The sequence below is a fragment of the Mesorhizobium sp. M0276 genome, from assembly GCF_040321755.1.
Classification (GTDB): domain Bacteria; phylum Pseudomonadota; class Alphaproteobacteria; order Rhizobiales; family Rhizobiaceae; genus Mesorhizobium.
This window is the reverse complement of sequence record NZ_JAMYSC010000020.1, coordinates 23,791-43,563: the sequence shown is the minus strand read 5'-3', so window position 1 is coordinate 43,563 and position 19,773 is coordinate 23,791. Positions and strand designations below refer to the sequence as shown.

The following is a 19,773-nucleotide window of genomic DNA, read 5'->3' as shown; positions in this document are numbered from 1 at the left end:
TAGCGCCCGTCAAACCGCCGAGCCATAGAGATCATAAGCATCGGCGCGGTCGATCTTGACGGTGACGATGTCACCTTGACGCAGTGGACGGCGCGACTGGATGTGCACGGAGCCGTCGATCTCGGGCGCGTCGTATTTGGTGCGGCCCTTTGCCGATGTGCCGTGCGCCTCGTCGATCAGCACCGGTAAGCGCTTGCCGACCTTTTTGGCAAGCTGCGTCGCTGAAATCTTCTGCTGGCGCTGCATGAAGCGGTGCCAGCGCGCCTCCTTGATTTCCTGCGGGACCTGTTCGAGGCCGAGCTCGTTGGAGCGGGCGCCCCGGACCGGCTCGTATTTGAAGCAGCCGGCGCGATCGATCTTGGCCTCGTCGAGCCAGTCGAGCAGCATCTCGAAATCGTCGTCGGTCTCGCCGGGGAAGCCGACGATGAAGGTCGAGCGGATGGCGAGATCGGGGCAGATCTCGCGCCAGCCGCGGATGCGCTCCAGCGTCTTTTCGCCATGTGCCGGCCGGCGCATGTTCTTCAGCACCTGCGGCGAAGCGTGCTGGAACGGAATATCGAGATAAGGCAGGATCTTGCCATCGGCCATCAGCGGGATGACGTCGGCGACATGCGGGTAGGGGTAGACATAGTGCATGCGCACCCAGATGCCGAGCTTGCCCAGCTCCTCGGAAAGGTCGAGGAATTTAGCGCGCACTTCGCGGTCGCCGAACATGCTGGTTTGGTACTTGATGTCGATGCCGTAGGCGCTGGTGTCCTGTGAGATGACCAGGAGTTCCTTGACGCCGGCCTTGGCCAGTTTCTCGGCTTCGCGCAGCACATCGGCCGCTGGCCGCGAGACGAGGTCGCCACGCAGCGCGGGAATGATGCAGAAGGTGCAGCGGTTGTTGCAGCCTTCGGAAATCTTGAGATAGGCGTAGTGGCGCGGTGTCAGCTTGACGCCTTGCGGCGGCAAGAGATCGATGTAGGGGTCGTGCGAAGGCGGCGAGGCCTCATGCACGGCGGCCATGACGCTCTCATAGGCCTGCGGTCCGGTTATCGCCAGCACATTGGGGTGCTTCTCCCGAATGACGTCGGGCTCGGCACCGAGGCAGCCGGTGACGATGACCCTGCCGTTTTCCGAAAGCGCTGAGCCAATGGCATTGAGCGACTCGTCTCGGGCGGAATCGAGAAACCCGCAGGTGTTGACGACGACAAGGTCGGCACCGTCATGCTTGCGTGCGATCTCGTAGCCTTCGGCGCGCAAGCGCGTGATGATACGCTCCGAATCCACCAGCGCCTTCGGGCATCCAAGACTGACAAAACTCACGCGGGGAGCGGACATATAGGTTTTCCGGGCTTTCAGGATTGCCGGCGCAGTACCACACTTATTACGGCAATGGTATGGGCACGCCTGCGATGCGGCAAAACGCACGGCGATTGCACTGCGGAGCTTTCGGTCGAAGACGCGGCGGACAGCCGCCTCAGCTGACCGCGCCGTTTATATGCGGCCAGACTTCCACCGCCCCGCGATAGACCATGTCCACCGCCACATAGAGGATGATCAACAGGCCGACATAGGCGATCCAGCGGTGGCGATGCAGCAGCTTGGCAATGAAAGTCGCGGCGAGGCCCATCAGCGCGATCGACAGCACGAGACCTATGACCAGCACAGGGAAATGGTCGCGCGCAGCACCCGCGACCGCCAGCACATTGTCGAGCGACATCGACACGTCGGCGACGACAATCTGCAAGGCTGCCTGGCCGAGCGTCTTGCGCTTCGCCTTTCCGGCCACCGCCTTGTCGCTGTTGAGATCGAGGTTCGACAGCGCCTCGGTCGCTTCCAGCTCATCGGCTTGGGATGTGCGCAGCTCGCGGTACATCTTCCAGCAGACCCACAGCAGCAGGATACCGCCGGCCAGCAGCAGGCCCACGATCGCCAGCAGTTTGACGGTAACCGCGGCAAAACCGATGCGCAGCACGGTTGCCGCCAGCACACCGATGAGGATCGCATTCTTGCGTTGTTCGGCCGGCAGGCCGGCTGCGGCGAGGCCGATGACGATCGCATTGTCGCCGGCAAGCACGAGGTCGATGGCTATGACCTGGAGCAGGGCCGTCAGGCTGGCAGCGCTGAAAATATCCATCGACCGGAAGCCCTTGCTGATTTGCCGAGTGGTCCTCGATTATCCAGAGGGCCTAACTTGGCGGTCCCTTGGCGTCAAGGGATCGCCCGTGGCGACATCACCGAAGCATCGTTACGTCAAATCTGATCAGAGGCTCCGCGGCACTCGTCGATAGCTGGGCAAAACCATGGCCGATCACAGATCAATCGTAGAGATTATATTTGGCCCAATCGGCTTCCGGGATCTCGTCGCCGATCCGGTAGCGCAGCTGCAAAACTTCCATATGATCGGGCGCCGTCTCGCACTTGAATTTCAGCCGGTACCATTGCCCGTTGCTGCGAAACGCTGCGCCCGGGCTTTTGATGGCATCCACGTCCATCTCGGGCGTCGCGAAGGCGTAGGCGACGACGCGATCGGCTTTGAACTTGCGGTCATCGTGGGTGATCCGGTCGAGCACTTCGGCGTCACAACGCTGTTCAAGACGGGTTTGGGGATCGAGTTTCATCAGGCCTGCGCGCAATGCACTGTCCATTGCGCTGGCCGGAAAACTCAATGCCACAGACGCCAAGGCGGTCATGCAGAGCTTCTTCATGGGCGGGACAAGCACCACATTTTGTCGGAGGAATCAACCAAGGGGACCGCCTCGGACCCCGCAGGCATGATCAATCAAATGGTCGATGCGTTCAAAATTGCGTGTCGGGATTCATCGTGCGACGCCTGTGGCCAGCGGACCAGCGAAGCACGGCCGGCATCCGTGAGATCGTAGAGGCCGCGGTCGACGCGCGCGAACCAGCCGTAGACATTGTCCTGCAGGATTTTCGGCGCGATCGGCGTCAGCACCTTCAGTTCGCGCGGCCGCTTGGGTCCGTCCACCATGGCGGCAGCGCAGGCGAGGGCGCTTTGCCGGTAGGCCGTCATGATCGGATTGCGCGATCCCCCTCCCGCAACGGGATCGCCGCGACGGCGCTGGTGCTCGTCGACCAGGCGGGAGCGCCGGCGCGCATTCTTGCGCGGCGCCTGCGCGATCGGACTGAGAAGCACTTCAACGCGGTCGGTCGCGGTCACGCCAAGCAAACCGAAGCCAAGGCGGCGGCAGAGATTGCGAAACCGTGCATCGCTTTCGCGGCCCTTGCCCCGGGCCGACATGCGCGCGGCCAGCCAGACCTCGTCGCAGGCCGCAGCACGATCGACACCTTGCAGCACCAGCTCGAGATTGAACTGCAGTTTCAGTTCGCAGATGACGACGACGGGCGGCTCACCCTCGCGCAGTGCGACGATGTCGCAGCCGCCGATCTCGCCTTTGACGACAAAGTCGAGGCTTTCGAGGAACCGCTTCACCGGCGCATAGAGTGACATCTCGTTCATGCCGCGAAGGTTTAGCCGATTCGACGCGAAAAGCCTCCCGCGAGCGCGACCGTCGAACGCCACGTCGGCAGCGCCCGGGTTGGAAATGCAGCTTCCTGCGTCCTCAAGAATGAACTTTTTCGAGGAAAGCCAGCAGAACGCTGTTGAATTGCTCAGGCCGCTGCAACGGGGCAAAATGGCTTACGCCGGACAGAATGATCAGCTCGGACGCCGGGATGCACCGGGCGAGATAATCGGCGTGCTCGTGTTTGATGAACTCGTCATGCTCGCTTTGAACGATCGCCACAGGCACGCGTATTTGTGCCAGGTCGGCCGCGGAATAGTTGGGTTCGGTCTTCATCATCAGGCCAACGGCATCAACAAATGCAGCGAACCGGTCCGGCGTAGTCGACAATGCGGCATAGTCCTTGACGTGCCGGGCGAAACACCGGTCGAGAACCGGGCTTGGCTCGATTTCCTTCGTGCCGCTGGGATCCATGTTGCAGCCGAAGAAGAATACACTCGCGATGCGATCCGCGGCCGTCATGCCAAGGATCAAAGCGACGCATGCGCCGTCGCTCCAGCCCACCACAGCCGCCTTCTTCAGCTCCAGACGGTCCATCACGGCCAGAACGTCGGAGGCCATCAGTTCGTATTTGTACGGCCGCTCATCGCGCGTGCTGCGCCCGTGGCCCCGGCTGTCGATCACCACGACGCGGTGGCCAGCCCCGACCAATGCCGGAACCTGGAATCCCCAATTGCCGCTGTGGCCGAGGCCGCCATGCAACAAAATCACGGAAGAGCCAGTCCCATAAGTCGCGTACCAGATTTCCGCACCTTCGTGCTCCACCTGGCCTTCGTTACTTGCGGCCGGAAGAGGGGCAGCGCCACACGCTTCGAATTTCTGAAGGTCGCCGTCGTGGTATTCCATGCTGAAAGGTCTCAAGGCAAACGGGAAAAACCCGCAATAGCCGCTGGCGCGGCATTGCGCTCTCCCGAGTTTTACCTGTGCTTCCCGAGTTGACAAGCGCCCTGACGTGACAACCCGTCGATGTCAGGCCTCGGTGCGCGGCGCTGGTCGGTTCGACAGCTTCCTGCGGGGAAGGAATGGATAGCCGGTCTGACCGATATAGGTGGAGGGGATTGGATCATCGACGCCGTACTTCTCCGGCACCTTGTCTCCGGTGGCATTATAGGTGCCGAACATGACGTCGAGGAGAGGCAGCTGCCCGGCGAAGTTCTTATCATAGGCTTCGCGCTGGTTGGCATGGTGCCAGCGATGGAATTGCGGGCTGGCGATCAGCCACTTCAAGGGGCCGAAAGGAATCCGCACGTTTGAATGAACAAGCATTGTGTGGCCGAAGTAGATCATCGAAAAGACGGCGATCGAGGCATCGGAGAACCCAAGGAAATAGACCGGCGTCAGCGATATCGCCTTGGTGACAATGATGTCGACCGGGTGATTGTGGAAAGCCCCAAGCCAGTCCAGTTCCTCTATGCCGTGGTGAATTGCATGGAATTTCCAAAGCGCGGGGATTTTATGGAAAGCCCTATGTGCCCAATAGACGCCGATATCGGTGATCAGGATGATTTCCGCAACCTGCAGCCAGACGGGCTGGCCACTGACGGCCTGGGTTATCGATTGCGGGACAAGGATCGCAGCGAAGCCGAGGACACCGGCCGCCATCATGGCCATGGCCATCTTTATGAAGAAGCCGTTGAACAGCATGTAGATCAGATCGACGATCAGGCCCTTGCGGAAAACCTTCTGCGGCCGCTCGGCAAACAGATTCTCGAACGGAATGAAGATCAGCCCGCAGATCAACAGTGCCTTGATGCCAAAGATATCCATGCATTCGCCCCGGCGCGCCGCCTGCGCCTCTGACAAGAACCACATCTCCCCTTTCCAAAGGTTAAAGGTTCTGTGTTCGCGCAGAGGCGCCGCCAGCGCGAATCGTGAGCGAGGCGCTGAAGCAGGAATTATCAAACTATTGATGTTATTACGATTTCTTCGATTTGTGGCGGAGGAAGTGGGATTCGAACCCACGGTGAGCTTGCACCCACGCCGGTTTTCAAGACCGGTGCCTTAAACCGCTCGGCCATTCCTCCATCGTGACTTTTCATCACTTAGGCTTGCTCGTCCGGCCGGTTTTGACCTGTTTGGCACCGGATTGGCACCGAAGGCGTTTGCCGACTGGTTCGTACTTCATTCCTGTAGTGCGGCATTGAGGGCTGCGTCAACCACCGCTGCGGTGCCTTCCAACTGCCCGGGCATCATGGGCGCATAAATCATAAATATTGAGCGTGACCGACGGATTGCGTGACCGCCACGGGGACGTCCCGGCGCTGATCGATCGGCTTGGCCTGGATCACGGTTCCATGCATTGGGATCTGGTCGGGCTCTTCGGCTGCTCGGCGTGTAAGGCCGCGGGCCGGCCGGTGTTCTTCACATGCATTCCTGAAGGCCAACAGAGGGTGGGCAATCAGGACTGGAAGCCGACATTCGACCAACCAAAACGGCTTAACGGAACATTAGCGATCTCTAACGGTTGTGCTTGCGGCAGGCGATGCTCGGCCCATCACTGCTGAAGATCGGGATGCGCAACGTCCGATCGGCTCCCAAGTGGTGCGGGTTCCGGGGAGGGCATAAGATGAAAGACACGCCGGTAACAACCTACGTTGTCAGCGTGTTCGAGAAGCCGCATTGGCGGACCGTGCTGACCACCAAGGACAAGGCCAAAGCCCTGGCGATGGCCAAGGAGATCGGCGACAAGGTGCGAGTTCAAGAAATTACGCCGAAGCCGAAGAAGCGCTAAGGGGGCCGCCCCAATAGGCGATCCAATGGGAAGCCCGCAATCCGGCCCGAAACCCTAATCGATGAAAAGCCCGCCACGGGAGCGACCTGCGGCGGGCTTTTGGAGTGGCTACATCCCTAAGGAATCGACCGCTTGTAGTCGTATTGTGAACTGCGAGATCACGTTAGCCTATGGTGTGATCGCGGAAGGGAGGCGAGCACAGGTGCGGTTAGTGACCCATAATGGGTCAATCAATTTGGCACCGCAATTGCGTGGAGGCGATTGTGGGTGGGGAAGGGCCCGTCGCTTCGCAAATGAGGCGGCGGGCCTTCGCTTAAGCGGTCTCGTCGATGCGGCCTGGACTTGTTACGGCCGCGAGGGTCGCGCGCCGCAGATAGCCACAAGCCACTTTCCGGAAAGCGAGCGGCTTGCAACTTCAGCAAGGCGATAATGGCCGGCAACCTACTCAGGTTGGAGATAGCGCCGGCCAAACAAATCGAGCCGAGTCGTGGTCGCGGAAGGCTAGCGCGTCGATTGTTTCTTGGCTTGTGCGGCGACTGCACAGAGGAAAGCCAATGCTGCCGCATCGCAGGCCGTTCGTGATGGGCCCTTGGCGAAAAGAACGGCGTCCGCAGCGCGTAACGTCAAGCCATGTTTTTTGGCGAAAGAGGTAACTTCGTAAGGCTGATCCTCTTCAGATCGATGGATGCCGAAATCGTAATTCATGCGCTATATCCTCCCGGTTCGCTACCTTTCCCTCCTCGCCCTGAGGCTAAATTAACAGCCGGTGTGTCCCGCGAGCTAGCAATTAGGGGTTGTGTAAAACGATATAACTCCGCCCCGGCTACATCTTGTTGTTGTCGATGACGCCGGCCTCGCCGTCGAGCAAGGAGGTGGTCACTTTGAGCGACTTCCGAACCATGAGGCCGGCGCCTTCGCCATTCATTGCGTCGACAATGTGGGCTGCGTAGGCAGCGACGCAAAGCCGTTACTTTTCGGGGTGCTCGGCATGGCGGCGGCGCCACATTCTTGCCCGGTTCTGGCCACAATCGGTTAATATCGTGATAAACAATTCCTGCGCACAAGGGATCGGGGTTCAAGGCGTCTTTTATATTCGTCGAGTACGTGTTTTGGCATCCTCTGATGCTTGAACGCGGCGTCCTAGGTCGAGACTGAAGGGGACATCAGGAAATGCAGGCTGTGACGCACACGCGCCTTCGTCGCGCTGCCACAGTTGCGTTGTTTACCGTTTCGGCCGCCTTGCTGGCGGCGTGCGCGTCGCAGCCTGAGCCGAAAGCGATGGTCTACAAGAAGACCCGCTCCAAGGAATATTTTTCCGAATCCGAATATGGCGTGAAGGCAAGCCCGCGCGTGTTCTCCAAGAACGGTCGCATGCAACGCGGCGGCGGCCGTGATCAGCTTGGCAAACCCTATCAGGTTCGCGGCAAGTGGTATTATCCCCGGGAAGACAAGCGCTACGCCAAGGTCGGCCTGGCCTCCTGGTATGGCGACGCCTTCCACGGCCGGCTTACCGCCAACGGCGAAGTCTACGACATGACCCACCTGACGGCGGCGCATCCGACCATGCCGCTGCCAAGCTATGCGCGCGTCACCAATCTCGCGACCGGCAGTTCGGTCATCGTTCGCGTCAACGATCGCGGCCCGTATCACGAAGGCCGCATCATCGATGTGTCGGAGCGCGCAGCCCAGATGCTTGACTATGCCAACATCGGCACCGCTCAAGTGAAGGTCGAATATGTCGGCCGTGCACCGCTCGACGGCGATGACGACCAGTATCTGATGGCCTCCTACCACCCGGGCAACAGGGCGCCGGATCCGTCGGATGGATTGCCGGGCGGCGTCATGGTGGCCATGAACGGACCGTCGCCAAGTCTGCCTGCCGGCGCTGCTGCGGTGCCGTTTCCGGGTCAGTTGACCGATTCCGGTGTCGCCCAGCCGGACATGTCGGCGCAGGCGCCGGATTACGTCGATCTGACGCTGCCCGAATTCGGCCCGATCGTGCCGGAGCGCCCGGAAATCAATTTGCCGCGGCAATCTCCGTTTGCCGTGGCCTCGCTGTCCTATGCGGACGAGAGGGTCGAACGCGCCTCCAATGCGTTCGCCGCACTGGGTGGCGATGGTATGTCGCCGGCCGATGTCCTTCAGTCATGGAAGCGACAGCCGCAGGGTTCGGCTACCGACTACGTCGCTGCCGGTTCGTTCGAGGACGTAGCGGAGGCCAAGCGCATTGCCGCTCAGCTTGCCGCATTCGGCAAGATCGAGATCCAGCGCTCGGAACTCGATGGCGAGGATTGGTATTCGGTCAATCTCTATCCAGACGGCCACAGCAATCTGGATGATTTGCTGCAGGCAGCATGGTCGCATGGCGCGCCGGATGCGCTGGCTGTGCGCAACTGAGCTGAAGCCAGCCGGATTTCCGCTGTGCGGTTGATCCGCCCCGCAAAAAGCCTGATAGTTTTTGCGGGCTTGCCGGCCGGGCCGGCCAATGGGTCGAACATCATGCAATTGCGCTTGCTCCAGCCTCTCGCCGGGCTTCTGGTTTTTGGCCTGCTGCTGTTTTCGCAGGCTCCAGTGCGTGCGCAGCTGTTCGAGACCAAGGCCACGCAGGTCTTCATGATCGATGCCGAGACCGGGACGGTGCTGTTTTCGAAGGATGCCGACAAGCTGATACCACCGGCCTCGATGGCCAAGCTGATGACCATGGAAGTGGTGTTCAACGCCATCAAGTCGGGCCGCCTGAAGCTCGACGATACGTTCGTGGTCAGCGAGAACGCCTGGCGCAAGGGTGGCGCGCCTTCGGGAACATCGACGATGTTCGCCAAGCTCAAGTCGGCGGTCCGGCTCGAGGACCTGATTCAGGGCGTGGTCGTGCAGGCGGCTAATGATGGCTGCATCGTCATCGCCGAAGGCATGTCCGGGTCCGAGGACAGTTTTGCCGCGCAGATGACCGAGCGCGCCCGCCAGATCGGCCTCAAGACATCGACTTTCGTCAACTCGACCGGCCTGCCGGCGGATGGTCAGCAGACGACTGTGCGTGAACTGGCGCAGCTGGCCGTGCACCTGTGGCGCGATTATCCGAATTTCTATCGCTACTATGGCCAGAAGGATTTCACCTGGAACAAGATCTCACAGAGGAACCGCAATCCACTGCTGGCGATGGATATCGGCGCCGACGGCCTGGCGGTCGGCGCCAGCGAGACGTCAGGCTTCGGCATCGTCGGTTCAGTCAGCCATAACGGCACTCGGGTGTTCGCTGCTATGAGCGGGCTGGCCAGCGACAAGGAGCGGGCCGAGGAGGCGCGAAAGTTGCTCGACTGGGGCGTTCGCTCCTTCGAGAAGACCGAAATCTTCGCAAAGGATGAGATCGTTGGAGAAGCCCAGGTTTTCGGTGGCGCCAAATCGGGGCTGATGCTGAAGGCCAAGGGCCCGATCGACATCTTCCTGCCGATCACCAACCGCGACAAGCTGACGGCCAGGATCGTCTACAACGGCCCGGTCGCAGCACCCGTGGAAGAGGGGCAGCCGGTGGGGGCGTTGCGCGTCTGGATCGGCGATACGCTCAGTCAGGAGACACCGCTTTTCGCCGCCGAATCGATCGGCGTCGGTACGCTGCCGCAGCGCGCGCTCGATGCCGTCAAGGAGCTGGCGGTCGGCTGGCTGCGCTAAATGCATGTCGCTCAAAAGTGGCCCCGGTTTTTGGGGGAACGACATGCACAAACGCAAAAAATCGACGGCATGGACGTTTCGTCGAACGCGGACTATCTAGAGCGCTACAAGCCCATTCAAGCATGGACAAGAAGGCCTCTCGGTTGGCACGCGGATTTTTCATCACCTTCGAAGGCGGCGAAGGGGCAGGCAAGTCGACGCAGATCGAGCGGCTGGCCAGGAAGATGCGCGCCAAGAAATACGATGTCCTCCTTACCCGAGAGCCAGGCGGCTCGCCGGGTGCCGAAGCGGTCAGGCACGTGCTGCTTTCGGGGGCCGCCGAACCGTTTGGGCCGAAGATGGAAGCGCTGCTTTTTGCGGCGGCGCGGTCCGACCATGTCGAACAGGTCATCCGACCGGCGGTCGAGCGTGGCTCCATCGTGCTTTGCGACCGCTTCCTGGATTCCTCCCGCGTCTACCAGGGCGTCACCGGCGGCATCGATCCGGCGTTCATGAATGCGCTGGAGCAGGTTGCCATCAATGGCATGATGCCCGACCTGACGCTGATCTTCGACATCGATCCGGCCGAAGGCCTGAGACGCGCAACACTGCGGCGCGGCGCCGACGCAGATGCCGACCGCTTCGAAAAAGAGACGCTGGCGATCCATCAGGCCCGCCGCGAAGCGTTCCTGGCGATCGCCGCGGCCGAGCCGGAGCGCTGTATCGTGATCGACGCGGCCGCCGAGCCGGATGCGGTTGAGAATGTCGTCACCGCTGCTGTGTTCGCGGCGCTGGCGTCAAGAACGCCGGCGCGCAACATGCGGGCGACGCCAGCATGATCTTCGAACGTATCGCGCCGGAGCAGCACGACACACTGGACGGCGTGCCCGAACCATCCGAAACGCCACGCTTGGTCGGACACCGGCAGGCCGCCGATATGCTCACCGCCGCCTATCGCGCGGGAAAGCTGCCGCATGCGCTGATCTTCTCCGGACCGATCGGCATCGGCAAGGCGACGCTTGCCTTCCATCTCGCACATCATCTCCTGAAGCACCCTGATTTCGCGCTGGCGCCGGAAAGCCTTGCCACGCCCGATCCGGCGTCGTCGCTGTTTCGCCAGATCGCCACCGGGGCGCATCCTTCCGTCCTGCATCTGACCCGGCCGCTTAACGACAAGACCAAGAGTTTCAAGACAGTCGTCACCGTCGATGAAATCCGCAAGGTCAGCCGCTTCCTGTCGCTGACCTCGCATGACGGCAGCTACAGGGTCGTCATCGTCGACCCGGCCGATGACATGAACACCAATGCCGCCAATGCCTTGCTGAAAAACCTTGAAGAGCCGCCGGCACGAACGCTGTTCATCCTGATCGTCCATGCTCCGGGCAGCCTGCTGCCGACGATCCGGTCGCGCTGTCAGGTGGTGCGATTGACGCCACTCGACGCCGACGACCTGATGGCGGTGCTGGAAACGACTGAGCCATTGCCGCCTGACGATCCGGCGGCGCGGGCGGCTTTGGTGGGCCGGGCAGGGGGTAGCGCGCGCAATGCCATCCTGTTGACGCAGTATGGCGGGCTGGAGATCGCTTCCACGCTCGACGCTCTGGTCACCGGAAGAAAGAGCGATGTCGGCGGCGCGTTCCGCCTTGCCGAAGCCGTCGCCGGCCGCGACCAGACGATCCAGTTCGATATCTTCAACCGCCGGGCGCTGGATCTGTTGTCGGACGCGGCAAGCCAGGCGGCGCTGGCGGGCGACCTGGCACGGGCCAAAACCCTGTCGGACACTTGGCATGAGGCGCTGGACGCTATATCTGAGACCGACACCTACAATCTCGACAAGAAGCAGCACGCCTTGACCATGATCGACCGCCTGAATTCTGCAATGCGAATGTGACGGCCTTTTGATGCATGCCGTTGCCCCTAGAACCGGGGCCACTTTTGGACGGCATGCGTTGGCAGCGGGATGGCAATCGCCCTCCCGATGCGATATCCACCGCCACGCCTTTCCTTTCAGACATTCATGACGGTTCATTCATGTCACGCGACAAATTCTATATCACAACCCCGATCTTTTACCCGAACGGCAAGCCTCATATCGGTCATGCCTATACGGTCATTGCAACCGACGCACTGGCTCGCTTCCAGCGCCTGGACGGCAAGGATGTCTTTTTCCTGACCGGCACAGACGAACATGGCCTCAAGATGCAGCAAACCGCCGACAAGGAAGGCATCACCCCTCTGGCGCTCGCCGACCGCAATTCGGCTATTTTCCGCGAGATGACCGAGGCTATGGGCGGCTCGAATGACGAGTACATTCGCACGACAGAGCCGCGGCACTATGAATCGTGCCAGGCAATCTGGAAAGCGATGGCCGCTAATGGCGACATCTATCTCGACCGCTATAGCGGCTGGTATTCGGTTCGCCAGGAAGCCTATTTCGACGAGGGTGAGACGACGCTCGGCGAGGATGGCGTGCGGCGCGAACCGCTTGGCTCGCCCGTCGAATGGAATGAGGAAGAGAGCTACTTCTTCCGGCTTTCTGCCTATCAGGACAAATTGCTGGCCCTTTATGACAGCCAGCCTGATTTCGTCGGGCCGACCGAACGCCGCAACGAGGTGCTGAGCTTCGTCAAGTCCGGGCTGAAGGATCTGTCGATCTCCCGTACGACCTTCAAATGGGGCGTGCCAGTGCCAGGCGACGACAAGCATGTGATGTATGTCTGGGTGGACGCCTTGACCAATTACATCACCGCCGCCGGCTATCCCGACACAAAGGCCGGGAAATGGCAGTATTGGCCGGCCACGCATATCATCGGCAAGGACATTGTCCGCTTCCATGCGGTCTACTGGCCGGCCTTTCTGATGTCGGCCGGCATCGAGTTGCCAAGCCGCGTTTTCGCGCATGGCTTCCTGTTCAACCGCGGCGAGAAAATGTCGAAATCGGTTGGCAACGTCGTCGATCCATTCGCAATGGTCGAGCACTATGGTCTCGACCAGGTGCGCTACTTCTTCCTGCGCGAGGTGCCGTTCGGCCAGGATGGCAGCTACAGCCATGACGCGATCGTCAATCGCACAAACGCCGACCTTGCCAACGGCCTCGGTAATCTGGCGCAGCGCTCGCTGTCGATGATCGCCAAGAACTGCGACGGCGTGGTGCCGCAGCGCGGCGACCTTACGGATGCCGATAGCGCGATCCTGGATCGGACCGTCGCCGCCCTGGACAGCGCGCGCAAGGCGATGGCCGAGCAGGCTATCCATCTGGCGCTGGTGTCGATCTTCGGGGTGGTGGCGGAGGCCGACCGATACTTCGCCGGCGAGGCACCGTGGGCGTTGAAGAAAACCAATCCGGCGCGCATGGAAACCGTGCTGTGGGCGACCGCCGAGGTCGTGCGTCGCGTGGCACTGCTGTGTCAGCCCTTCGTCCCGGGATCGGCCAACAAGCTGCTCGACCTGCTGGCAGTGCCGGCGGAGCGCCGCGATTTCGCACATGTCCACGCGGATCATGCGCTGGTGCCTGGCACCGCATTGCCCCCGCCGGAAGGCGTGTTTCCGCGTTATGTCGAACAGCCGGACGCGAACATCTGATGCTCGTCGACAGCCATTGCCATCTGGATTTTCCGGATTTCGCCGAGGAGCGGGAGGCCATTGTCGCGCGCGCCAAGGCGGCCGGGATCGGCCGAATGGTGACGATCTCGACCCGTGTGAAGCGATTCCAGCAAGTCATTGAAATCGCCGAAACTTTCGATGATGTCTACTGTTCGGTCGGCACCCATCCGCACAATGTCGCGGAAGAATTGGACGTGACGTCGGTCGAGCTCGTACGGCTGGCCGCTCATCCAAAAGTGGTGGCGATCGGCGAGGCCGGGCTCGACTATTTCTACGACAAGGCGCCGCGCGATGCGCAGGCACAGGGCTTTCGCAATCACATCGCCGCGGCGCGTGAAACAGGATTGCCGCTGGTCATCCATTCTCGCGATGCCGATGAAGACATGTCAGCCATCCTCGAAGACGAAACAGGGAAGGGCGCGTTCCCCTTCATCCTGCATTGCTTTTCCTCGGGGCGCCAGCTTGCTGAAATCGGTGTTGCGCTCGGTGGTTACGTGTCGTTCTCAGGCATCCTGACCTTCAAGAATTCGGGTGAGTTGCGCGCCATTGCCGCCGATGTGCCGCATGACCGGCTGCTGGTCGAAACCGACGCGCCCTATCTGGCGCCTGTGCCGTTTCGCGGTAAGCGCAACGAGCCGGCCTATGTCGCCCATACCGCCAAGGTGCTGGCCGAAACGATCGGCGTCAGCGAGGCCGAAATCGCCGCGCTGACAACGAGCAATTTCTTCCGCCTGTTCGGCAAGATGCCGCGACCTCCCGAGCAAAGTGCTTGGCCGAGCAAAGCACCTGAACGATGACCGACCGGCTGCGCCTCACTATTCTCGGCTGCGGCTCGTCGCCAGGCACGCCGCGCATCACCGGCGACTGGGGCAATTGCGATCCGGACAATCCGAAGAACCGGCGCATGCGCACCGCCGCACTGGTCGAGCGGATCGCGGCCAACGGCAGCCGCACAACCGTCGTTATCGACACCGGGCCGGATTTCCGCCAGCAGATGCTGCTGGCCGGCGTCAGGCGCATCGATGCGGTCGTCTATACGCACCCGCATGCCGACCACATTCACGGTATCGACGACCTGCGTGGCTTCGTGCTCGATCAGCGTCAATTGATCGATATCCACGCCGACAGCACAACAATGCTTCGGCTGCGGGAGGCGTTTAGCTACTGCTTCGAGACGCCCCAGGGCAGTTCCTATCCGCCGATCGTCAAGCCGCATCTCATCGATCACGCCAGGGCATTGGTCATCGAAGGAGAGGGGGGTGCCCTCACCCTCGAGCCGTTGCCGCAGATCCATGGCGACATCATATCGCTCGGCTTTCGCGTCGGCGCGCTCGCTTATTGCCCTGATATCAGCGGCTTTCCGGAGGCCACAGCCAAACGGCTGCGCGACCTCGACGTGCTGATCATCGATGCGCTGCAGTACCGGACGCACCCAAGCCATTTCTCACTTGGCGAGGCGCTTGAATGGATCGAGCGGCTGGCACCAAGACACGCCGTGCTGACGCATATGCATGTGCCGCTCGACTACGCCGCGGTCATGGCTGAGACCCCAGCCAATGTCGAGCCGGCCTATGATGGAATGGTGATCGAAATCCCTTACGACTCAGCGCGATAGGAATGGCTCTTCAGAGTCGGTGCCAGCGATAGCGGCTGCGCGTCAAGCGTATGAAAAACACCGAGCAATTTCCAGCCCTACCTCAATGTCTAAGTTCCATAATCTATCTTATGCGACTTTCTGTTGTGGCTGGCGCCTTCGCAGAGTATGGCGCGACGGGGTGCCCTCTGGTCACCTTGTCGCAAGATGAGCCGCAGCGTCTGAAGCAGTCCAGAAGATCGCTACTGCCGGCTGAGTGCCCGTTCTGGGGGCGAAATCATCTCAGGTTTGATCACCTGCGTCACACCCGCAGTTCAAGGGTGGCGTTGAGCGGACAAATCAGACGGTGCAGGATCGGCTTGTGAAGGATCTGCGCTTTGTGCCGAGTTCGTTGCGGATTTCATTCCTGTTCGGCAAGGCGCCCCGCAATCCTAGAGACATGAACCTTCGCCGATCGTGAGAATCTGAACGGCGCGATTTGCCGGAAGGAGTTCCGCGTCCGCGATGATCTGATGGCCGCTTGAGTTCCATGCAGGGCAGCACATCCCTGCCCTGCATGGACATTCGACAAGCTGCGCTCGGTTCACAGATGGGAGATCGTGGAGAACAACCACACGCAAGGCTGTCGGCCCTTGATGCCGGCGATAGCTGGCATGTCGACGGACATCATGAAACCTTTTAATTTTTGGCCCGTTATCGCGGTTATGTCCGGGGCCAAATTCAAGCGGAAATCGGTCGAGGGTGCCAAACCGCGCGGTGCTGAAAAGTCGCGCCCGGAAAAGGCCTCGGCGGTCGAAGCCGTGCCCGAGCCCGACGGCCAGGCCGCGCCCGAGGTCAACGGCCAGTCCGCACCGCCGCCAGAGGCTGTCGAACCCAGTCCAGAACTGACGCCCGAAGAGGCGGAGCAGGCGCGCAAGCGATATTTGCTGCGGCGCTTCTGGATCAGCGCGCGCGGCTACTGGGGCCGAAGCGGCGATCGGCTCGCCTTGCCGTTCACGATCGGACTGTTGATATTGATATGCGTCAACGTCGGCTTCCAGTATGGGATCAATCGCTGGAACCGCGCGATTTTCGACGCCCTCGAGCAGCGTGATGCCCACACCGTTTATGTTCTAAGCGCTGTTTTCGTGCCGCTCGTGCTCGGAAGCGGGAGCCTTGTCGTCGCGCAGGTCTACCTGCGCATGACGATCCAGCGCCGTTGGCGTTCCTGGCTAACCACCGCGGTCATCGCGCGCTGGCTGGCCAACGGCCGATACTACCAGTTGAACCTCGTCAGCGGCGACCACCAGAACCCAGAGGCCCGCATGACCGAGGATCTGCGCATCGCCACCGAATCCCCGGTCGATTTCACCGCCGGCGTCCTCAACGCGTTCCTGTCGGCCTCGACCTTTATCGTCGTGCTGTGGACCATCGGCGGCGCGCTCACCCTGCCGATCGGCGGCGAGAGCATCACCATCCCCGGCTTCCTGGTGATCACCGCAATGATCTATGCCGCCATCACCTCCACCTCGATGGTGGTCATCGGCCGCAACTTCGTCCAGCTGTCCGAGCGGAAGAACCAGGCGGAGGCCGAACTGCGCTACACGCTGACTCGCGTGCGCGAAAACGGCGAGAGCATCGCCTTGCTCGGCGGCGAGGAGGAGGAGCGTAGCGGCATCGACAGGAATTTCGGCCATGTGCTGAGGCAATGGGCGCTGCTGACCGGCCAGCACATGCGCACGGCGGCGGTGTCGCAGGGATCGAGCCTGTTCGCGCCGGTCGTGCCGATTTTGCTTTGCGCACCGAAGTTTCTCGAAGGCTCGATGACACTTGGACAAGTCATGCAGGCTGCCTCTGCCTTTGCCATCGTGCAGGGCGCATTCGGGTGGCTGGTCGACAACTATCCCCGTCTCGCCGACTGGAACGCCTGTGCTCGGCGCATCGCCTCGCTGATGATGTCGCTCGATGGGCTCGAGCGCGCCGAGCAGAGCGACGCGCTCGGACGCATCAGCCGCGGTGAAACCGAAGGTGGTGCCATACTGAGCCTGGACGATCTCTCCGTGACGCTCGACGACGGCACCGCAGTGGTCAAGGAAACCGAGGTCGCGATCGAACCGGGCGAGCGGGTGCTGGTGGCCGGCGAATCCGGTTCGGGCAAGAGCACGCTGGTGCGGGCCGTGGCAGGCCTGTGGCCGTGGGGTGGCGGCGGCGTCAATTTCCGTGCCGGCAGGCGCCTGTTCATGTTGCCGCAACGCCCCTACATCCCCTCCGGGACGCTGCGCCGCGCGGTTGCCTATCCCGCTGCCGCAGACAATTGGACGCTGGATAAGATCAACGCTGCCCTCGACAAGGTGGGGCTAAACTATCTCGCCGAAAGGATCGAGGAGGACGCGCCATGGGACCAGATCCTGTCGGGCGGCGAAAAGCAGCGGCTCGCCTTCGCGCGTCTCCTGCTGCACACGCCCGATATCATCGTGCTCGATGAAGCAACGTCGGCACTCGATGAGAAGAGCCAGGACAAGATGATGGAGATGGTCATCCACGAATTACCTGACGTCACCATCATCAGTGTGGCACATCGCGCCGAGTTGGAAGCCTTCCATAGCCGCAAGATCACATTGGAGCGGCGCGAGGGCGGCGCAAAGCTTGTCAGCGATATCGATCTTGTCCCGCGCAAGGGCAGACGGAACTTGCTCGGGCGCGCCTTGTGGGGCTCCGGCGCATCAAATCGAAAGGCGGCACGACCTTAGATAATACGGCTAGATAATACCGCGGGATAAGGTGGCGGCGAGCGCTGTGACACTCGGCATGAAGTCATCGCTTATGCCTTGCCGAAAAACAGAGCCGAGCTCTTCTGACCACCTGATCTTTTGCGCAAACCTTTTTGTCCGACGTGCGTTGTTCCTTCTCGAAACCGAGGAGACAAACATGCAGATGAAGTCGCAGACATCAGGTGAAGCCGCCAAGCAACGGCATATCCAACGCGGCATTGACGCCAAGGACAAAGCCAAGGGCAACGGCAAGGCTCAACGTGCAATGCAAGCCGGCGCCCGCAAATATCCTGAGCCACCCTTTCCCGAGCAACATCAGCCCAAGCCGGGGCATGAATGGGCGATCGAGCCCCCTCCTCTCTACGATGCGCCCTATTACCTGGGGTCGAAAAAACTCGACGACAAGGTAGCGCTCATCACGGGCGGCGATTCCGGAATCGGCCGTTCGGTGGCCGTGCTGTTTGCCCGCGAGGGCGCGGACATCGCGATCGTCTATCTGGCCGAAGACAAGGACGCCGAAGCGACCAAGGCGGCCGTCGAAAAAGAGGGGCGGCGCTGTATTCTGATAAGGGCCGATGTCAGCGAACGCAAACACTGCCACAACGCGGTGGAGGTCACGGTGCAGAAATTCGGCCGGATCGATGTGCTGGTCAACAACGCTGCTTTCCAGATACATTCCAGCGACTTCAGCGACCTGACCGAGGCACATTTCGACACGACGCTGAAGACCAATCTCTATGGCTATTTTCATATGGCGCAGGAAGTGGTGCCGCATATGAAGCCAGGCTCGGCTATAATCAACACCGGCTCCGTGACCGGCATCGAAGGTTCAAGGCAACTCGTCGACTATTCGATGACCAAGGGCGGCATTCACGCATTTACGCGCGCGCTTTCGGGCAACCTTATCGGCAAGGGAATTCGGGTGAACGCCGTTGCGCCAGGCCCGGTGTGGACACCGCTCAATCCATCGGACAAGGAAGCAGACGACGTCTCGAAATTCGGTGCGGACACGCCGATGAAACGGCCTGCACAGCCGGAAGAGCTCGCACCCGCGTATGTGTTCCTCGCCTCGCCACATTGCTCGAGCTACATTACCGGCGAAATCTTGCCGGTGGTCGGCGGTTACTGACATGAGGACAAAAGACAACGACGCGTGATGACCAGGAGATGTATGGGCCGCATGCGTTTCACAGTGACGTTCACCTATGTTGCGTACCCGTATCTGCAGGGAAATAGCGAAACCTGCACCCGACGCGACGGAGCCGGATGAAGATCCGCTTATTCCCCTGCGTTGCCGAGGCGGTGTTCTCCGCAGGATTGGATCATGTTGGATCGGCCGGCCAGCCGCCGCGACGACTGGCCGAACCGAGTAGCCTCACTCGGCTGCCTGCAGGTTTACTTTGCTCTCGGCGATTTCGGTGAGCTTGCGATCGGTCGCTTGTTCTTCCTTCAGGTTCTTGGCCAGCACGTTGGCGCAGTCGCTGCGACCGAGCTGCTTGGCCCAGGCGATGAGCGTGCCATAGCGGGTCATTTCATAGTGCTCGACGGCCTGCGCCGAGGCTATCAGCGCCGCATCGAGGACATCCTTGTCGTCGACGTCGCCGCTTACGTCGTCGGCCTCCTCGAGGATGCCGTCGATTGCCGGGCAGTTGACCTCTTTGGCCTTAACGCCATGCAACTCGAACACCTGCTCGACGCGCTCGATATGGCCCCTGGTCTGGTCGAGATGTTTTTCGAATCCGGCTTTCAATTGCGGGTCGGTTGCCTTGTCGATCATCTTCGGCAGCGCTTTCTCGATCTGCCTTTCGGCGTAGTAAATGTCGCGCAGCGTGTGCACGAAGAGATCGTTGAGTGTCTTGATGTCCTTCGAAAAGAAGCCCATGGCCTCGCCTTTCATTGTTATCAAGGTTGATTTCGGCG

General features: G+C 61.0%; 18 protein-coding genes, 1 tRNA gene and 1 pseudogene. 11 read left to right on the top strand and 9 right to left on the bottom strand.

Going from position 1 to position 19,773, the window contains the following annotated elements:
- Positions 1–9: 9 nt before the first annotated feature.
- The 7 genes from rimO to NKJ01_RS17250 all read right to left on the bottom strand — a co-directional run bounded on the left by rimO (position 10) and on the right by NKJ01_RS17250 (position 5,554).
- Complete coding sequence (rimO, locus tag NKJ01_RS17280; protein ID WP_352729643.1) at positions 10–1,323, bottom strand: 30S ribosomal protein S12 methylthiotransferase RimO; 1,314 nt, start codon at positions 1,321–1,323, stop codon at positions 10–12.
- 139 nt (positions 1,324–1,462) lie between these two features.
- On the bottom strand, positions 1,463–2,122 hold the full coding sequence (locus NKJ01_RS17275) for a TerC family protein (RefSeq protein ID WP_023757814.1): 660 nt from the start codon (positions 2,120–2,122) through the stop codon (positions 1,463–1,465).
- Between the two features lie 181 nt (positions 2,123–2,303).
- A complete protein-coding gene (locus NKJ01_RS17270; protein ID WP_352729641.1) occupies positions 2,304–2,711 on the bottom strand; it encodes a DUF930 domain-containing protein in 408 nt (135 codons plus the stop codon).
- Positions 2,712–2,767: 56 nt separating this feature from the next.
- Positions 2,768–3,466 (bottom strand): DUF2161 domain-containing phosphodiesterase, encoded by a 699-nt coding sequence (locus NKJ01_RS17265; RefSeq protein WP_352729639.1) that lies wholly within the window; start codon positions 3,464–3,466, stop codon positions 2,768–2,770.
- A gap of 103 nt (positions 3,467–3,569) precedes the next feature.
- Positions 3,570–4,376, bottom strand: a complete 807-nt coding sequence (locus NKJ01_RS17260) for an alpha/beta fold hydrolase (RefSeq protein ID WP_352729637.1) — start codon at positions 4,374–4,376, stop codon at positions 3,570–3,572.
- Between the two features lie 123 nt (positions 4,377–4,499).
- Positions 4,500–5,342 (bottom strand): sterol desaturase family protein, encoded by an 843-nt coding sequence (locus NKJ01_RS17255; protein ID WP_352608706.1) that lies wholly within the window; start codon positions 5,340–5,342, stop codon positions 4,500–4,502.
- A 122-nt stretch (positions 5,343–5,464) separates the two neighbouring features.
- Positions 5,465–5,554, bottom strand: a tRNA-Ser gene (locus NKJ01_RS17250).
- A 542-nt stretch (positions 5,555–6,096) separates the two neighbouring features.
- Here NKJ01_RS17250 and NKJ01_RS17245 point away from each other — a divergent pair.
- Positions 6,097–6,261, top strand: a complete 165-nt coding sequence (locus NKJ01_RS17245; protein WP_023757824.1) for a hypothetical protein — start codon at positions 6,097–6,099, stop codon at positions 6,259–6,261.
- A 501-nt stretch (positions 6,262–6,762) separates the two neighbouring features.
- Here NKJ01_RS17245 and NKJ01_RS17240 read toward each other — a convergent pair.
- A complete protein-coding gene (locus NKJ01_RS17240; RefSeq protein WP_032907011.1) occupies positions 6,763–6,966 on the bottom strand; it encodes a hypothetical protein in 204 nt (67 codons plus the stop codon).
- Positions 6,967–7,431: 465 nt separating this feature from the next.
- Between NKJ01_RS17240 and NKJ01_RS17235 the strand changes: the two genes are divergently transcribed.
- The 10 genes and pseudogenes from NKJ01_RS17235 (at position 7,432) to NKJ01_RS17190 (ending at position 18,982) form a co-directional block, all read left to right on the top strand.
- On the top strand, positions 7,432–8,658 hold the full coding sequence (locus tag NKJ01_RS17235) for a septal ring lytic transglycosylase RlpA family protein (RefSeq protein ID WP_352608707.1): 1,227 nt from the start codon (positions 7,432–7,434) through the stop codon (positions 8,656–8,658).
- A gap of 102 nt (positions 8,659–8,760) precedes the next feature.
- Entirely contained in the window at positions 8,761–9,927 is a 1,167-nt protein-coding gene (locus tag NKJ01_RS17230; protein WP_352729634.1) for a D-alanyl-D-alanine carboxypeptidase family protein, read from the top strand.
- 143 nt (positions 9,928–10,070) lie between these two features.
- Positions 10,071–10,745: a dTMP kinase gene (gene tmk, locus NKJ01_RS17225; protein ID WP_023757828.1), complete on the top strand. Its 675-nt coding sequence runs from the start codon at positions 10,071–10,073 to the stop codon at positions 10,743–10,745.
- Positions 10,742–11,797 carry a DNA polymerase III subunit delta' gene (locus NKJ01_RS17220; RefSeq protein WP_352608709.1) on the top strand — a complete coding sequence of 352 codons (1,056 nt, stop codon included), beginning with the start codon at positions 10,742–10,744 and terminating at the stop codon, positions 11,795–11,797. Before tmk ends, NKJ01_RS17220 begins: the two co-directional genes overlap by 4 nt.
- Before the next feature lie 140 nt (positions 11,798–11,937).
- Entirely contained in the window at positions 11,938–13,488 is a 1,551-nt protein-coding gene (metG, locus tag NKJ01_RS17215) for a methionine--tRNA ligase (protein WP_352729632.1), read from the top strand.
- Positions 13,488–14,306 (top strand): TatD family hydrolase, encoded by an 819-nt coding sequence (locus NKJ01_RS17210; protein WP_352729630.1) that lies wholly within the window; start codon positions 13,488–13,490, stop codon positions 14,304–14,306. Before metG ends, NKJ01_RS17210 begins: the two co-directional genes overlap by 1 nt.
- Positions 14,303–15,124: an MBL fold metallo-hydrolase gene (locus tag NKJ01_RS17205; RefSeq protein ID WP_352729628.1), complete on the top strand. Its 822-nt coding sequence runs from the start codon at positions 14,303–14,305 to the stop codon at positions 15,122–15,124. The genes NKJ01_RS17210 and NKJ01_RS17205 overlap by 4 nt, the downstream gene beginning before the upstream one ends.
- 277 nt (positions 15,125–15,401) lie before the next feature.
- Positions 15,402–15,711, top strand: a pseudogene (locus tag NKJ01_RS36470) (ISNCY family transposase); the annotation flags it as partial.
- A 96-nt stretch (positions 15,712–15,807) separates the two neighbouring features.
- Entirely contained in the window at positions 15,808–17,832 is a 2,025-nt protein-coding gene (locus NKJ01_RS17195; protein ID WP_352729626.1) for an ABC transporter ATP-binding protein/permease, read from the top strand.
- Positions 17,833–18,010: 178 nt separating this feature from the next.
- Entirely contained in the window at positions 18,011–18,982 is a 972-nt protein-coding gene (locus tag NKJ01_RS17190) for an SDR family oxidoreductase (protein ID WP_352729625.1), read from the top strand.
- A 246-nt stretch (positions 18,983–19,228) separates the two neighbouring features.
- On the opposite strand, the gene NKJ01_RS17185 is transcribed toward NKJ01_RS17190, so the two are convergent.
- The gene (locus NKJ01_RS17185; protein ID WP_352729623.1) at positions 19,229–19,735 is read right to left on the bottom strand and encodes a YciE/YciF ferroxidase family protein; all 507 of its coding nucleotides are present in this window, start codon (positions 19,733–19,735) and stop codon (positions 19,229–19,231) included.
- Between the last annotated feature and the right edge of the window lie 38 nt (positions 19,736–19,773).

Excerpts from the sequence above, each read along its gene's own strand:
- rimO (WP_352729643.1), bottom strand. The coding sequence starts at position 1,323 with ATGTCCGCTCCCCGCGTGAGTTTTGTCAGTCTTGGATGCCCGAAGGCG.
- NKJ01_RS17275 (WP_023757814.1), bottom strand. The coding sequence starts at position 2,122 with ATGGATATTTTCAGCGCTGCCAGCCTGACGGCCCTGCTCCAGGTCATA.
- NKJ01_RS17265 (WP_352729639.1), bottom strand. The coding sequence starts at position 3,466 with ATGAACGAGATGTCACTCTATGCGCCGGTGAAGCGGTTCCTCGAAAGC.
- NKJ01_RS17260 (WP_352729637.1), bottom strand. The coding sequence starts at position 4,376 with ATGGAATACCACGACGGCGACCTTCAGAAATTCGAAGCGTGTGGCGCT.
- NKJ01_RS17255 (WP_352608706.1), bottom strand. The coding sequence starts at position 5,342 with ATGTGGTTCTTGTCAGAGGCGCAGGCGGCGCGCCGGGGCGAATGCATG.
- NKJ01_RS17245 (WP_023757824.1), top strand. The coding sequence starts at position 6,097 with ATGAAAGACACGCCGGTAACAACCTACGTTGTCAGCGTGTTCGAGAAG.
- NKJ01_RS17240 (WP_032907011.1), bottom strand. The coding sequence starts at position 6,966 with ATGAATTACGATTTCGGCATCCATCGATCTGAAGAGGATCAGCCTTAC.
- NKJ01_RS17235 (WP_352608707.1), top strand. The coding sequence starts at position 7,432 with ATGCAGGCTGTGACGCACACGCGCCTTCGTCGCGCTGCCACAGTTGCG.
- NKJ01_RS17230 (WP_352729634.1), top strand. The coding sequence starts at position 8,761 with ATGCAATTGCGCTTGCTCCAGCCTCTCGCCGGGCTTCTGGTTTTTGGC.
- NKJ01_RS17220 (WP_352608709.1), top strand. The coding sequence starts at position 10,742 with ATGATCTTCGAACGTATCGCGCCGGAGCAGCACGACACACTGGACGGC.
- metG (WP_352729632.1), top strand. The coding sequence starts at position 11,938 with ATGTCACGCGACAAATTCTATATCACAACCCCGATCTTTTACCCGAAC.
- NKJ01_RS17210 (WP_352729630.1), top strand. The coding sequence starts at position 13,488 with ATGCTCGTCGACAGCCATTGCCATCTGGATTTTCCGGATTTCGCCGAG.
- NKJ01_RS17205 (WP_352729628.1), top strand. The coding sequence starts at position 14,303 with ATGACCGACCGGCTGCGCCTCACTATTCTCGGCTGCGGCTCGTCGCCA.
- NKJ01_RS17195 (WP_352729626.1), top strand. The coding sequence starts at position 15,808 with ATGTCCGGGGCCAAATTCAAGCGGAAATCGGTCGAGGGTGCCAAACCG.
- NKJ01_RS17190 (WP_352729625.1), top strand. The coding sequence starts at position 18,011 with ATGCAGATGAAGTCGCAGACATCAGGTGAAGCCGCCAAGCAACGGCAT.
- NKJ01_RS17185 (WP_352729623.1), bottom strand. The coding sequence starts at position 19,735 with ATGGGCTTCTTTTCGAAGGACATCAAGACACTCAACGATCTCTTCGTG.